The organism is Pseudomonas sp. GGS8 (assembly GCF_024168645.1).
Taxonomy (GTDB): Bacteria; Pseudomonadota; Gammaproteobacteria; order Pseudomonadales; family Pseudomonadaceae; genus Aquipseudomonas.
This window is the reverse complement of sequence record NZ_JALJWF010000001.1, coordinates 5,213,111-5,227,630: the sequence shown is the minus strand read 5'-3', so window position 1 is coordinate 5,227,630 and position 14,520 is coordinate 5,213,111. Positions and strand designations below refer to the sequence as shown.

The following is a 14,520-nucleotide window of genomic DNA, read 5'->3' as shown; positions in this document are numbered from 1 at the left end:
GTTCAAAGCTCGTAGAGCAGGTCATCGGTCGCGCTGGCAAAGGCCGTCTGAAAAACGCGAATGGCCTTGTCGGCTTTAGAGTTCGTTTCAGCCGTGTGCTGATCGATGGTGGTGATGTATTCCTTGAGGTCGGGGTTACCGTTCACAAACACTTCTTTTTGCGAGAGATGAGTGAGCATGTTTGCGCAAAGGTTTTTACCCTGGCTAGTGAGTCCTTTATAAATTGAAATATTGTGGTGGTTAGACTGCAGGCGAATGAACTTGATGTGTTCGTTGTAATTGTGAAAGCGTGGGTGGTAGAGGTCGTCAAATGACTCCGGTGATGGGTATTCTTGCTCGCTGGTGAATTCGCCTTCCTTGAGTGACCATATATGATTGCTTTTTCTCAGGTTACAGTCGACGCAACATACAACAAGGTTGAACAAGTTGAAGGTATGCTGTACGCACTTTGAGCGAGGTAGGACATGCTCTATTGGTTTGGCGTGTCCGCTGTTTAGTAATGGGCGCCGGCAATAGCAACATTGATAATGTTGTCCTTTTTCAAGGAGCGTGCGCAGTTGCTTCCTTATCAGCTCTCCAGAAATTTCCGGGGTTTTACTACATGAGAAATTATAGAGCTCATCCCATAAGTTTATTTCCACTTTTGGCTTGTTGTTTGGCCGCCTTCTGAACTGCCGTAAAGCTTTCCTTGTCATGACTTTCAAGTAGTCTTGGGTCGCCGCCACATGTGCAGGGTCACCATGACACTGCCTGAGGTAGTCCTCAAGTATGGCTTCTAGCGCTGCTTCAGTTGGCACGCTAACCATTGCTTGCCACCTCTTCCTGGACCGAGGAAATAGCGGAATGTGCGGTGTTGATCAGCTCCAGGTCGCGCTGGAAGCGGCTGTCCTGTTGGTCTATGTCAGAACTGTCCATGGTGCTTTTCAAGGTCTTCAGTTGTTCAAGGGCACTCTCAAAATTAAAGTCTGGAGGTGTCGTCTCTTTGTTTTGCAGCTTCATCACCGCGGCAACAAGCTGCGCACAGCGCTCGTACACTTCACGGTTATGCGGTGTGTAAGTATTGAAGCCAGCCACCAGAATGGTTTCCACCGAATGGCGGCGATCAGGCGCAATCGGGATTAATCTCCCGGCCTCAAGTACGTAGCAGGGCGTGTCTTTTTTCGGCGCGTTGGTAATCAGTACCGGCGCATGGGTTGCCGTGACAAAGCTTAGCGAAAGCCGTTCGGCGAGGGTGTTGAGGATTTTAGGCAGTGTCTGTTGCCAACTCACGTGCAGGCTGACCTCGGGTTCATCCAGCAGCACGATGGTGTGTTTATCCTCTCGTGCTGTCTCGATGATGTGGGCAAGTAGCAGCAAGATATTCTGCTCGCCTGAGCTTAGGTCGGTGAAGAGCAGATAGCGGTTGTCTTTGACCTCTTTGTCGTCTGTGTCCTTGCTCAGTGCCAGGGTGTAAATCTCCAGGTGGATCTGATCCAGCTCGATCCTGTTTTCTGCCGCGTCAATACTCAAGGCGATCATTGCGTCGCTTTCATGCGCCATCTGTTCACTTTTGGAATGGGCGCGGGGCGCCAGGTACATCTGCGCCCTGAACTTCAGCACCCCTAGGCATTCGATCAAGGCGTCTATCTTCAATTGATCGCGGAAGATGGTTTCGAGCGCAGCGAGGATGATTTCAGATTTTCTGAATTTCGAGCGTGCGCTGAGGTAGCTGCTGCCGCAGGTCTGGTAGTAATCGCGGTTTTTGTCGGTAACCTTTGGGAAACGGTTAGATTGCGACAGGGTAATTCCGACGGTTCGGGTTTTCTGCTTCAGCAGTTTGTTAGCGATATCACCGAGCAGCAGGCTTTTGCCTGCGCCGTTATTGCCGATCACATAGGTGCTGCGTGGTTTTTCTGCATCGATCAAGGCGACGATCTCATCGCCATTCACATCTATGCGGTTGTGGTCTGCTGCAGCAAAATCGACGTGTTGGCTGACGCGGAAGGTGTTTCGCAACGTTTGCTCATGACGTGATACCTGCTTGCACAAGCCGTCGACGTCACGGTAGCCAGTTTTGAATTGGCTATTGAGGATGGTCGCAATCCTTGGTGTGCATTTGTCAGGGTCGACTGGCACGCCCAGCCACATCAGGTAAATGCTCGCCGCGAGGATAGTGCGCTCAATAGCATCGAGTGAAGCGAGCGCCGGGTTCGCGGTGACGTTGATGTACACCGTGCTGTCGGCGGCGGCGCGGGTGTTGTCAATGACAACGATTATGAATTTCCTGGCTTTGCCCTGGTAGTAACTGTCGAAGGCAACAACGCTTTCAATCTTCTCATCGTCCTGGAGTTTTTCCCATTTCTGATTGGCCTGGGCCGAGCTTGCCCCTGTGTTGGTACGGGTGAGAATAAACTTTCCTTGTTTGCCAAGCACCTGAGAAAGCTGCAAGTAAATGTCTTCGGAAGTGGCGCTGCGCAGCGTGTCCAGATGGGCTGTTGACGAGGCATCTTGTGACGGCGAGTCAATCAGGCAGGCTGCCCGTGAACCATGGATATAGAACTCTCCAAGCCCATCAACAAAAACAGGCTGAATGTTGTTGGTCCTAAGCTTTAGCTCAATCATTGCTCTATGCTGCTGGGCAATCTCAGCAGACATGGGAAACGATTTTCGCGGTGCGGGTCCGAGCACGCCAAGCGAAAGCTCTGCAGTGTTGGGGCAGATATCTACGACTTCACTGCGAAGGTGTGAGAAAAACTGACCCGCAAAACCTGCAACTATTTTGCAGTGGCGGTAATCAATCTTTCCCTGGCTACCAAGGAGGATATCCCAAGTATAGTTGGCCAGGTACTTGGCCTCATCAGCTGGCAAGTTGATTAGCGCTCTTGCCACTACTGGATAAACAGCATTCACCACCAAGTCGCTTGTTAGCATGTGGGCGTTTCGTGAGAAGGCGATGATATCATCAACGTGTTGATTGATATCGTCGTCAAAGTGCAGAAGCGCTGTTTTATTCTGCACCAAGTACGAAATCACGGGTGCGCAGGCCAGATGAAATGTTTCATCTTCAAGTGCAACACCTGTGACTTGTTTGCGAATCTTCTTCAGCGTTGCCGCTGCGGCCAAATCCCGATAGTCATAATACATGTTCAAATTCCAGGCTGTCGGCAACGCAGCAGAGAGAGCGCTACTCGGATCAAACGATGGCCAGCATAGTGCCTTGATGGCTCAATAGCATCAACCGCTGAGGGCGATTTGACCCCCAACTGTTAGGCTTTTGAAACACTAACAGCGTCGAAACTCTAAAAACTTGAGGCGATCTTGAAATGTAGTAAGGCATGAACTTTAGTGAGGGAGCGGATCCAGAGGGAACGACTGTGAAGCCGACCGACGCGCCCCCACTCATCAAACTTCCTCTACAGCAACCCGCCGATCTGGCGCCGATGCCGGCGCAGGTCCTGGCATCGGCGACCAGCCGTGGTGCCAGCAGCGGGCCGGCCGGTACCCTAAGTAATGTGCGGGTGCTGAAAACCTAGCAGTTGGCACCGGCGGCGCGCGCCAGTGACGCTCCGCAAGCGATACCCTGCACGATCCTCACGCGTTGCTGGCGCTGGATGCCAACGACAGCTCGACCATTTACATTCGCGCCGATGCCCTGGTGGAGCAACTGCGCCGTACCCGCCCCGACGTGGTTGACCTCGACGGGGCGGTCGATTTCGCCCGTTTCATCGATATCCAGGGCAAGAACCGTGGTGCAGCGGATTGGGTCTGGCGGCAGGTCAGGCAATTGGTGCTCGAAGATGACGACATCACTGAGCTGGCCAAGGAACTGTTCAAAGAGAAAGCCACCGATTTCGCCGTCGACTGAGCCGCGCAAAAGGGCGCCACGGCACTGATGACCGCTATCGAAACCCAGCTTGCCGGGCCACCCGAACTTTACCGATGGAGCGGGGGAGTCTTGAACCCGCAGGACAAGATCGCCGAAGAGACTCAACTGAGCATCGAATAGCCGATCCTGTTGTTTATCCACGGCAACGCCTCGCACACCCTAGGCAGCTTTGGTGAGCTACCAAGCACTGCCGCCTGGAAAGAGCTGCATTGAGCACCGCACCTTCTCGGAAAGCCCGATCGCCAACGCGTTGCAAGCGCTAGAAAACCTACCCAAGAAGGCCCAGGTGCAGCTGGTGAGCCATTCACGCGGTGAGCTGGTGGCTGACTTGCTGTGCGACCCCGCCGACCCGGACCTGCCGCGCTGGATCAAGAGCTACCGCCGTACGCCCAGGCCCGACGAAGCGCGGCGGGAAAAGCGTGACATGGCACTGGCTGCCGAGCCCGAGGCATTTGCCGAAACCGAGCAGCGCAACCTGGAAGCATTGAGAAAGTTGCTTGAGCAAAAGCAACTGAAGATCACCCACTATGTACGCGTCGTCGCCCCGGCTCGTATGACATGACCTGTCATTTAAAAGAGTCGGTCGTTTCGCTGGGTGTTGCGTTTCAGTTCATACCTTTGACACCCGCTTTTCCTAGGCCTGAGAGTTTAATTCGTCGCCATCAATGAAAAAGCTATGTTGCTCGTCTTGGTCCGCACCCTGTTGCAAATAATTTGTTACACATTGAGCGGTCCAATCAAGCCGGAGATCTGTTTTTCACCTTTGAAGCAAACTCAATTAAGCTCAGCAGCAAAATTGAAAGAGACGCCAAAAAATGGAATTTCCTGGGTTAACTCGGCAGTTGCTAATTGACCCTGAGCTTTGGAGTATGACTCGATCAGGTGCACGGGCTGGTCGGGGTTTTCGGTATCAAGACGCAGTAACCGCTTGGCTTGCCTCATTGGCGTGGAGTGGCGAAGCCACTTGGGCGCGGCTCATTCCGGAAGGGGTCGACGACCTTACCTTGCACGGACCTGAGCTTGAGTTTAGAGCCCAGCTCAAGGCCAGGCATGATCCTCAGGGTGTCTTTTCCCAATCTGAGACGGCAAAACACCTTGCCAAAAGCGCTAAGGATCTCCCGCTCGACTGGCGTGAATCCAATCGGGTGAGACTAGCACTGGTGCTAGAGCGACCGCTTGAGGGTATTCAACCTACAGGCTGGATAGTCACGCTTGCGGAAAGTGGCCAAGATCTGACGAAATTCGAAAAGCTTTTGGCAGAGGCATTAGGGCAACCCGAGAATGGTGTGGTCGAGGCTTTACTAGTGCGCACCCACCTGGTGATCGAACCCGATCCGCTAGATCGTGGCTGCGCTGCCCTCACCAGTGCATCGCTACCACCTGCGGGTGTGCGGCTAGTGCTCCAGCAACTTCGCGAGCAGGCTGGGAAAGCATCTGACTCCAACTACTTAGCATCGAGCGAAAAGCCAGAGACGTTGGACCGAAGCGACGTGCAGGAACGTATCGATGGAGTTCTAGGGATTATTGATCCTATCGGCTACGTTGCTTTGACAGCTGGCCTCGCAGAGATTGCAAATTTCAGCGAACCTATGCCGGCTGCAGCCTTCTACCGAGGTGTCAACGTGGCGCCAGGGCACGTCGGGGCCGGCCTAGTGTTTGGTCGACCGGAGCTGATGGCGGACATTTTGACCGGCCTTGAGGCAAAGCGATTTGCATTAGTCGCGGGACCTTCCGGTGCGGGGAAGTCCGCACTTGCCTGGTTGTCGGCTCACCATACACGTCATGCCGTGCGTTGGTACCGCATTCGGGAGCTGCAGGTCGCCGATGTAGCAAAGCTCGTTCAGCTCGCCAAACTACTAGAAGCGAGTTCTGAGCGCCCCGTCGGTTTCGTCGTTGACGATGTGGGCCGTCAGGAGACCGCTGGATGGGATGGGTTGGTTCGGGAGGTAGAGGCCCAAGCAGGTCTGCTTGCCATTGGTACGGTGAGAGAAGAGGACATCTTTCTCCTGTCATCCGCAGCTCGTACACCGACGATCCGCCCCAAGCTAGATGAGAGTCTGGCATACGGAATCTGGAAAGCTCTGCAAACGTCCGCCTCAGTGGTTTTCAGTCACTGGCAAGAACCATTTGAGCTAAGTAACGGTTTGCTTCTCGAGTACACCCATTTGCTAACTGCCGGGGAGCGCCTTGAGGAAACGATTCGTGAGCAGGTGCTTCGTCGTCTTGCTGAAGACCGGGGTGATGAGCTGATGATTCTAAGGACCATTTCCTTCGCTGCTGCTCAAGGGGCAGCTGTAGACCCAGTCCGGCTTCGAATACTTTCTGGAATGGATGAGCCTCGCTTTGCAAAGTTGCTCAAGCGACTGGTCGATGAGCATGCGGTGCGTGCCAGGCCTGATGGTGCACTCATGGGGCTGCACGAGATCCGCTCGACATATCTTGACGTAGCCATCCGTGAGCTTCTTGGTGAAGCTAGAAGTCGGGCAGTCACAGCGGCAGCTGAAACCCTTGCGAGCGATACTTTCGCGGCGTTCATCGTTCGGGTGCTGCGACGATGGCCTGAAGAGGAAGGAGCCATGTTGGCGGGGCTCGTAGCTCGGCTGAAGTCAGAAGACGGGCGGTGCTGGGCGCCAATTCTTCATGGCCTAGGACTCGCAACCGCGGATCGAATTGCAGAAAAATGGCTGGAAATTTCACGTTCAGTAGATATTGAGGACCGCTTAAGCGGTTTCACTTTTATGCTTACTCTCGCGAGCATGGATTTCGGCGACGAACCGTTGTTCGCCAAACCGAAGTTAGCGCATGCCTCCTTCTCGAAAGTCGATGTTGCAGATCTTCGTAATTCTTTGATCAAGATGGCAGCAAGCGCTTGGCCTGCCCAATTGAGTGTTAGCGAGGCGGCCGAGCTGGCAGCGACCTTATTACCAATTGTCGGTTGCAAATCACCGCCGTCTACCAAGTGCATTCCAAGTGGAGACTTGACTAATACCCCCTTGGAAGACCTTCTAGCTCTTCTAATCACTTTAAGAGAAGTAGATTTAGATGCTGCACGAGCTGTCATTGAGATGTGCGGAGGCACGTCTGCTCTAATAAATCGCTTGTACAGTGAGACACCTTGGGTAACTTGCCCTGAAATCGGAGAGTCTGATGGCAAGCTCAGTGTGACTGGGTACGTTCGTTTCGTTCATTCTGAGGTTCAGTCAGATCTGAATGAGGAGGTCGTACGTTTATGCACGGCCATGAGCGCTGTGGTACCTGATGCCGAGCTCCTCATTTCAGACGCGATCTTCTGCGACGGCCATCCCGTTGGGTATGGAGCGCACTCTCAGAACACCAAACGAATGCCGCGCCATGCCGTCATAGCTCCGATACGAATTGCCTGGAACCAGGCTCAAATTCGAGCGATCAACCGATTGGTAGCTGCTCCCACCGAGACCCAACGCACAACAGACTTAGCCGTTGCAATCAATGAACTTGGAGTAAAGCTGAGGGAGGCGGGGGATTTCTACTGTCGGATGGAAACCCCAGGAGCGAAGTGGAAAATGCTTCTGCAGATTCGGGATTGGCTAACAACGTTCATTCAACCTCCGAGTATTAGTGAGTCAATCTCCGGGCCTATATCACCAGGTAAGTCGAATGATGGTGACAAACTTCATGACTTTGTTACAGGTCTGCAACGACTGATGACTGAACTGACTGATGGAGTTTCGGAAAAGCCGAACCTAATGGCTGCCCGGACAGCTGGCTTGGTGCGCGACGCGGAGTTATTACATCGCCCAGAGTTATGGCGCATGACCAGCGAGCCCCCCCTTGAAATGTTGTTTCAAATAGCCGAGACGCTTCGGCAGATACGCGCGGTACTTGCCGACGCTGCTATGAATCCGGATCAGCGCCGTGTTTCTGCAAGCCGCTTTCGTACCATGAGTCGTCGGCACTCAGTTCTACATCGCGCTGCGAATGATGCGTTTCAAAGGGCTGATTCATTGACATCCGCTCGCCGAGAACAGATACGGCTCGCTATGGTGGACAAAGGGTTGGACGTTGAAGTGTATTCGCGTAGTCAGCCCGAGAGCCGTGGTGCTCAATGGCCGGATGCTGAGTTTGCCGTTCTCTTGAAGGTTGAGGTGCTTTTTGATTGGTTAACCACAGAGGAGTCTTTCTCCACAGTGGCAGCTGCACTATCGCCTCACGCAACCGTTAGCTACGGAGCGGTAATAAATGGACGCTTAGCTCCTATGGGCATGACCTTCATAATTTCGTTACTTCCCGACGCTACCTTCGCTGACAAATGGAAAGATAGCGTACCGTACCCTCTGATAATCGATGCAGACTTAAGGCTCTACGATGAGGCGTGGGAGGCCATCGGTGCTATGTCGGCAGCTTGCGCAGAATCAGGACGTGAGATGAATGCCAAAGAGCTTGAGTTTGTAACCAACATGATCGAGCGATGCAGACGCAGCATGGAGTGCATAGCGACGAAGCTAGAAGGTTCTGCAGATGATGTACTTATCGACGTGGCAAGTTCTCTCAGTCGTGGATTCAGTCGCTTCCAAAAAGAATTAGAAAATGAAGAGAGCGAAACAGTGGCGTCCGATTTGGCGGCCAGCCTGCGTGGGACGATGTCAGATCTGACGTATGAAATTCTAGGAATTCGTTTAGCGCTTATGGAACGTGCTGCATTTCAATTGGATAACATTGATGTTCAATGCATTCGTTAGGGGCGGTGGTGAGTGCAGGCGGAGTTTTTGTAAACTCTACATAAACGCCTAGGCCGCACCTTGGCAGAGTTTCTCTCTACCATTTGCAGGGGGGGAGAGCCCGGGTTCTTGGAGGCTAAGGGCACTTCTGAAGCAGCAGGGCAGTCGGCTACACATCGAATCCGTACTTTAGGCTCATTATGACCATCCGATTCATCCCACTCCTTGATCTGCATTTTCAGCCAGCTCGCTCGTAGTGGAGCTGCCCGAATAGCCCGATCATGAGATCGCCATCCAGTATCTCGAGGGGCAACTCAACGTAATCGTCAGGATGGCGTGGAATCGCTTTCCCATCGTGTGCAGCGTTTTTGGTATGCTCCTGAACCTAGTTCCTTCATTTCCAAGCTTTCCGTAAGAGACGGGCTACTCATCCTTGGCTGAATCGTGCTCAGCAATGGCGCGCGCATGGCCCATCAAACCTTCGCCGTTTCCGCCCGGCGAGATTACTGCTGGTCCGCATCCGCGATCGCCGTTAAGTTTATTTAGAGATGGTCAGTTACGGAAACTTGAGCTAAAGAAACTCCTCGGTTAGAGCTTAGTTAGTGGCGTTTTTGATTTCTGTGCATCCCCGATAGCTACGCGGGAACATAAAGGTTGTTTTTTTCGCAATTGGTTCTTACCTTCTTGAAGTATTTGATGGCTTCATTGAATTGCATCTTGCTATTCTGGTTGAAGGTTTCCTTCTGCTCGGGGCTGTTTGAGATTCTCTTGAATATTGGACGAACTAGTCTTTCATATCTGCAAGCGGCAGAAGGGTGCGTGCTGTTTTCGCTAAGATCAGTCGAGCCATTAGCCTCTATTAAGGCAAATCTAAAAAAGCCAGATTGGAAGAAAGGATCTACATCGATTTTGTGTTTGTCTAATAAATATAATGCAAAGCCATCGGCTTCTAGCTCTTGCTCTCGTGATACGCTAGGGGTGATGTCGTTAGGTGCCTTATGGCCAAAAGCGATATGGCCTATTTCATGGGCTAGCGGAAATGCCAAGCTTTCGTACATGAAAGAACTGATGCGTGAGAGCGATTTTTTTTGTTGCTCTGCATTGTCGCAGCATGGAGGATTTATGTTGGCCCAGAACCAGTATGACTTAACAGGTTGAGATTTTCCATGAAGTTTGTCGTTGTAGGCTTGAGCCATATATTGCAAGTATCGCTGGAAGTCTGCCAAGTCTCTGTGTTCGTCGGTTATTTGGAATAACGCTTGCGCTTGTAAATATATTTCTTCCACGAATGAGAAAGGTATGATTATTTTCTTTTTTGGAATGTCCGCAAATGCATTGTAGTCTGAGTTTGGTGTGACTATTACATGTTCGTCGATATAGAGTTCAGGGGCAAGATTGATGATGTCTGGTTTGAATTCTTTCATGAGGGCATTTAGGGTATTCTGTCCCGCGTCAGATATAGCTTGTTCCTCTTCTTCGGGCGCTATATTGCTTAGGTTGCCTTCAAGCGCCTGAGTTGATCCACAGGAGAATATCAAGATCCATAGAAAATATTTCCCAAGTCGATTATTGTTCATTTATTAATCAATCCGGAAGTTTTGTCAAAAGTCACGGGGCGGAGGAGATCTATGTCTGGTTTTTTGGATTGCTCAGATTTTATGAAATTATTGAACTGTTCGTCGGTACCTTGACTTAGGAAATCCTCTAAGGCTTTATTGTACTTGGTCTTATCTGCGATAGTGTATACGGGAGTTGCTCCAACGAATGCACCATCAGCAAGGAAGTTCACGGCTCGTCGATAAAGTATTGCTACTACGCCGCATACTCTCGGCGCATTTGAATTGACTATGTCATTTTGCAGTACTAGATCGCAATCATTACGGCGTACTTGTGCTGCCCCTAGGAGCCTTCCAAATTTAACGGTTCTACACGCTGCAGTATCATAGATGTCTCCGCCAACCCTACACCTTCGGTACTCGCATTCTCCCTCTAATGATTGTTCACACTTTGAATAACAGGTGTCGTGTGCATCGCATGACGCTTTCATCTCACAAACACCCTTAATCGAGTCAGGCACGAATGCTCGATTCCACCCCGATCCGCAACCATTTGGTTCGGATCCTCCGCGAGGTTCTGCTGCTGCGGATAGTGAGCATAGAACCGTGAAAAGGACTGGAAGCATCCGCTTGTAGGTCTTCACCATGCATTCGCTCCTGAAAATTTTAGATAGGTGATTCTAGCGTAGCTGATTTGCGTCGGGGGTATTCCGACAGAAAGGTCATCCATGATCATCCCGATGACGTCACAGCGAGATCATAGACTTCCAGATAAGAAAGAGAGCTCATATGATTCCTTCAAAAGAGCGCGCAAGTGGGTTCAAGTGGCTTGATAGATTGATTACTGCGATTGGCTCATTGCCCAAGTTGCCATCATGTCACCGGCATCCCGGATGCCATGGCTGCGGCTCATAACGCAACAATGCCGATGCTCGATGATCGAACAGCTGTCCTGCATGCTGACTCCTCGTGGTGGTACGTTTGTGACGTTATCTGTGCGCCGTTACTCTAGCTCAGCCTCCTCAGGGCGAAGTAAAGATTCTCAAATCCACATCTAATTCATCCGCAGTGCTCAGCCAATCCTCAATTAGCTGAAAGGCCTGAACACTCTCAGGCGATGACTTGAGCGGGTTTCCCATACTCTTGATGAAGTGGTCACTAGAAAATGCATTTCCGCTTACGATCCAGATCTCTTTTTTACACCTCATTGATTTTCTTCGCTCGCAAATGAGATCCCAAACCCGCTCAGAAAGAGAGCCGTCTGGCACTATTGGATGATTAATCTGACCGTCGAATAACCGATAACGTGTCCCGAGCGGATAAGTTGCATCGTTGGAGGGCCAGCGTCCATTCCAAGTATTGAAGTTTCCAGGCCTTATGTTCCTGTTATTAGAAACGAGCATATGAATATTTTTGATCGCTTGGCTGCCCACCTCAGCGAGAGCGCCCGCCGATGATTTCGGATTGAGGGCTTTACCACACTTGACATGAACGAAACATAGCCTCTCGGGAGATGACAAGATGAAATCAGCCGGTTCTACACTCATATCGCAGCACAGCACGAGATCACACCCCGGTATAAACTTGGCGAAAGGCCCTAACTCCCCGTGTGGAGTCGCTGAGTTTCCGTACCCCTTCAGTCGGTCGAGCAGGTAAAAAATCGAGTCCGTGTCAAAGCTGTCGTTGGTGGTCCGGAAGTATTTGTGTTTTCGGACATGGCCTTTCTCCCTTAGATTGCGGCTCCGCATCTCTGGAACTGGGAACAGCGCGGCACCCGCATAGCTTTGTTCGGCCTCAACGCCTCGCTCATAAGGAAGTGCCAATCGGTAGAAAGTTCCACCTAGATAGGTGACCCCATCCTCATACAGAACTTTCAGTCGAGAACCAAAATTTAGATACTCTACTACCCATTCATGATCAGCCCTTCCGGCAGAGACACCAGCGAGCTGGGCTTCGAAACGTGAAACATCGTCCAAGTACGACAAAGCCAGTTCCACTGGCTCACCTTGGGCATCGAAGCGGATACCGTCATTGAAATCTAAGTAAAGAAACTCAGCATGGATCTTGCCTAGGCCAATCTGCGTTGGTCCGTCGAGTTCAGTGAAATCCAGCAATACAGATAGAATCTGCGAGTCAGGCCTTTCGGCTATCGGCTGCGCGTAGGACTTGATCAGCCGTCCAGCATTACCTCCCGCCTCGATGCATTCGCTAACCACGTCGATCCATTGAGAAAGATCATGCAACGTAAAGTTCGATTCCTTCTGATCGACCACTCGGCCTGATCTGGCGCCAATGTAGTAGCTGCTGTCTTTCCTGCCGTCCAGGCCAATGTTGTCGACCTTTACCATCGTTAAGGCGTATCTGGAATTGCTCTGATTACTACGACTTCCATCTAGGTTCTGCCCCTTCAACGCCACAGACTCAGGACGTCGTACAGCTTGGCCAATGGCTCGGGCGTGAGTCTCCTTGACCTGATGAATTGCAGTTCTCGCGGCCAATGCAGTGAGCTTGTCGATATGGATGGCATTACGAAGCCGATATTGCTCCTGGTTGTAGTATCGCCCACCGCCGCTATCGAAGATTGCTACACCTGAGTCCATCTCCTTTACGACAATTACATGGAGCTTTGGCTCAAAGAACAGCTTGTTGGAGAAGAATTTCGAGCTGTTAAACGACACGTAGACCATCACTTTTAGATCGAGGACCTCTTCATAGCTCTTGACCAAAGCCCCGGAGCCATGAAGCTCCCAATAGAGGCGATCCATCAGTAGGGGCAAGGAGAACTCTTCCTCCTTTTGCACGAAGCACACCGAGGCATGAGGGATTTTGATGTCGTCCTCGGGAATTAGCTCGTTGAGATCCACTCGCTCCTTGAACTTGCCATCGAAATAGCTGTACTTGGGGAAGCTATCGAGGAAGGACTCAATGAGGTAACTTGTACTGAGAGACTTTACGAACTCTGACGCTCCTCCACTGGCGAGATAATAGTCAAATTTTTGGTAGCCATCCCACATCCCCTCATTCGCCCCCCGGCTAAGATCCAACACCAAGGGACGCGCTTCCCCATAACGTCGGACGATCCGGCCGACAGCCTGAACCAGTTCTCGCCCACTACCCAACTCGTAGGTCAAGACCAACAGTTTGGCTTCGGGAATATCTATGCCTTCGTCAAGTTTATGCTGGTGGATGATTACCCTGAGGCCCTCAACCTTAAGCGCTCGTCCAACTCGCTTAAATTTATTTTCCTCGTCCTTATTTTCCAGTCGCTCATGAACACTTACGGTGCAAAAATGTGGAGCTATCAGATCGTGATATCTCTCAATTTCTTCAAGACTCTTACACTTAATGATACATTTTACGCTTTCGTCGGCCTTTAAGTAGTCTGTAATCTTCGCGAGCATTCTCGCCTCATCGGCAACCTGCTCATAAAAAGGTTCCGAAATTACCCCATCGGCTACAGCATCTTTGAATGTAAAAACATAGAAGTGGTCTGTACTCACGTTCAATTCAAACAGGTCATTCCTATAAGGGGTCGCAGTAACCACTACCTTCATAGCGGTAGACTGCCGAATTATTTCTCGCCAAACGGGTGATGGTTCAGAATGGCCTTCATCAACGATAATTAAATCGAAATCCTGCTGAACTCTCCCAAGTTCTTCATTTCCGAGAAATGTTAATTTCTGGAAGCTGGTTATATAGATACCATCACCCTGATCGAAATCAAAATCCCTGAAAGTTTTCTTCAAATTAAAGTCCGCATCATTCATGGTAATGCGAAAGAATTTTTTTGAAACTTCTCGAAAAAGCTGATCCTTTACAGCTTTGCGGTGACATATAACAAGGACCTTGGCTGCGTTCGAGAGATGGGATATCAGCGAGATGACACCCGTTTTTCCCGCACCGGTAGGCAGGTTTATTAGGAAGGCCTTATCGGTTTCGTTGATTTCCTCGGCATACGTCACGAAACGTCGCACCGCGCCGAGTTGGCAATTTCGTAGTTTTTCTTTTACTAAATCCAAATATTCGAGAATGTTCATACCGTTCATCCATCCATGTCGAGGTAGTGCGTATTCGTAATACCTCGGGTCAGCTAAAGCACCGCGTTAGCTTGCATAAGTATCAAAATGCCATGACGAACAGTATCCTGTTGCCAAATGACCGTAAAGTGCACGATTGCAAGCGCGCGGAGAGTAGAAGCCAGAGCTCATTCCTGCTTCTCACGGAGGCTACATACGGCTTCCCACTTCGGCGCCAAGCTTGACCGACTGGCGCAGAGGTTTATGACCCGCCAGTCCGTAGAGCGGCCCCAGATATCACTCAGGCTGTTGCTTGGGAGAGCGAGGGGAACTGGTGCATACTGCGCTTGCCGTGTAGCTGGCCAATGGATAGAAGTACAGGAGCA

8 protein-coding genes are annotated in these 14,520 nt (G+C 51.1%); 3 read left to right on the top strand and 5 right to left on the bottom strand.

Annotated features, from left to right (window positions below):
* Positions 1–2: 2 nt before the first annotated feature.
* Both J3D54_RS23440 and J3D54_RS23435 read right to left on the bottom strand, forming a co-directional pair.
* Complete coding sequence (locus tag J3D54_RS23440) at positions 3–806, bottom strand: HNH endonuclease (protein WP_253423232.1); 804 nt, start codon at positions 804–806, stop codon at positions 3–5.
* Positions 799–3,123, bottom strand: a complete 2,325-nt coding sequence (locus J3D54_RS23435; RefSeq protein ID WP_253423229.1) for an AAA family ATPase — start codon at positions 3,121–3,123, stop codon at positions 799–801. The genes J3D54_RS23440 and J3D54_RS23435 overlap by 8 nt, the downstream gene beginning before the upstream one ends.
* Positions 3,124–3,577: 454 nt before the next feature.
* Here J3D54_RS23435 and J3D54_RS23430 point away from each other — a divergent pair, with 454 nt between their 5' ends.
* The 3 genes from J3D54_RS23430 (at position 3,578) to J3D54_RS23420 (ending at position 8,583) form a co-directional block, all read left to right on the top strand.
* On the top strand, positions 3,578–3,844 hold the full coding sequence (locus J3D54_RS23430; RefSeq protein ID WP_253423226.1) for a hypothetical protein: 267 nt from the start codon (positions 3,578–3,580) through the stop codon (positions 3,842–3,844).
* 193 nt (positions 3,845–4,037) lie between these two features.
* The gene (locus J3D54_RS23425; RefSeq protein WP_253423224.1) at positions 4,038–4,427 is read left to right on the top strand and encodes a hypothetical protein; all 390 of its coding nucleotides are present in this window, start codon (positions 4,038–4,040) and stop codon (positions 4,425–4,427) included.
* A gap of 442 nt (positions 4,428–4,869) precedes the next feature.
* Entirely contained in the window at positions 4,870–8,583 is a 3,714-nt protein-coding gene (locus J3D54_RS23420; protein WP_253423221.1) for a hypothetical protein, read from the top strand.
* Positions 8,584–9,197: 614 nt separating this feature from the next.
* Here the strand turns inward: J3D54_RS23420 and J3D54_RS23415 are convergent.
* The 3 genes from J3D54_RS23415 to J3D54_RS23405 form a co-directional block, all read right to left on the bottom strand.
* Positions 9,198–10,139, bottom strand: coding sequence for an ImmA/IrrE family metallo-endopeptidase (locus J3D54_RS23415; protein WP_253423217.1), 942 nt, complete (start codon positions 10,137–10,139; stop codon positions 9,198–9,200).
* Positions 10,136–10,765, bottom strand: a complete 630-nt coding sequence (locus J3D54_RS23410) for a hypothetical protein (RefSeq protein ID WP_253423214.1) — start codon at positions 10,763–10,765, stop codon at positions 10,136–10,138. The genes J3D54_RS23415 and J3D54_RS23410 overlap by 4 nt, the downstream gene beginning before the upstream one ends.
* A 375-nt stretch (positions 10,766–11,140) precedes the next feature.
* The gene (locus tag J3D54_RS23405) at positions 11,141–14,155 is read right to left on the bottom strand and encodes a DEAD/DEAH box helicase (protein WP_253423210.1); all 3,015 of its coding nucleotides are present in this window, start codon (positions 14,153–14,155) and stop codon (positions 11,141–11,143) included.
* Between the last annotated feature and the right edge of the window lie 365 nt (positions 14,156–14,520).

Excerpts from the sequence above, each read along its gene's own strand:
- J3D54_RS23440 (WP_253423232.1), bottom strand. The coding sequence starts at position 806 with ATGGTTAGCGTGCCAACTGAAGCAGCGCTAGAAGCCATACTTGAGGAC.
- J3D54_RS23435 (WP_253423229.1), bottom strand. The coding sequence starts at position 3,123 with ATGTATTATGACTATCGGGATTTGGCCGCAGCGGCAACGCTGAAGAAG.
- J3D54_RS23415 (WP_253423217.1), bottom strand. The coding sequence starts at position 10,139 with ATGAACAATAATCGACTTGGGAAATATTTTCTATGGATCTTGATATTC.
- J3D54_RS23410 (WP_253423214.1), bottom strand. The coding sequence starts at position 10,765 with ATGGTGAAGACCTACAAGCGGATGCTTCCAGTCCTTTTCACGGTTCTA.
- J3D54_RS23405 (WP_253423210.1), bottom strand. The coding sequence starts at position 14,155 with ATGAACATTCTCGAATATTTGGATTTAGTAAAAGAAAAACTACGAAAT.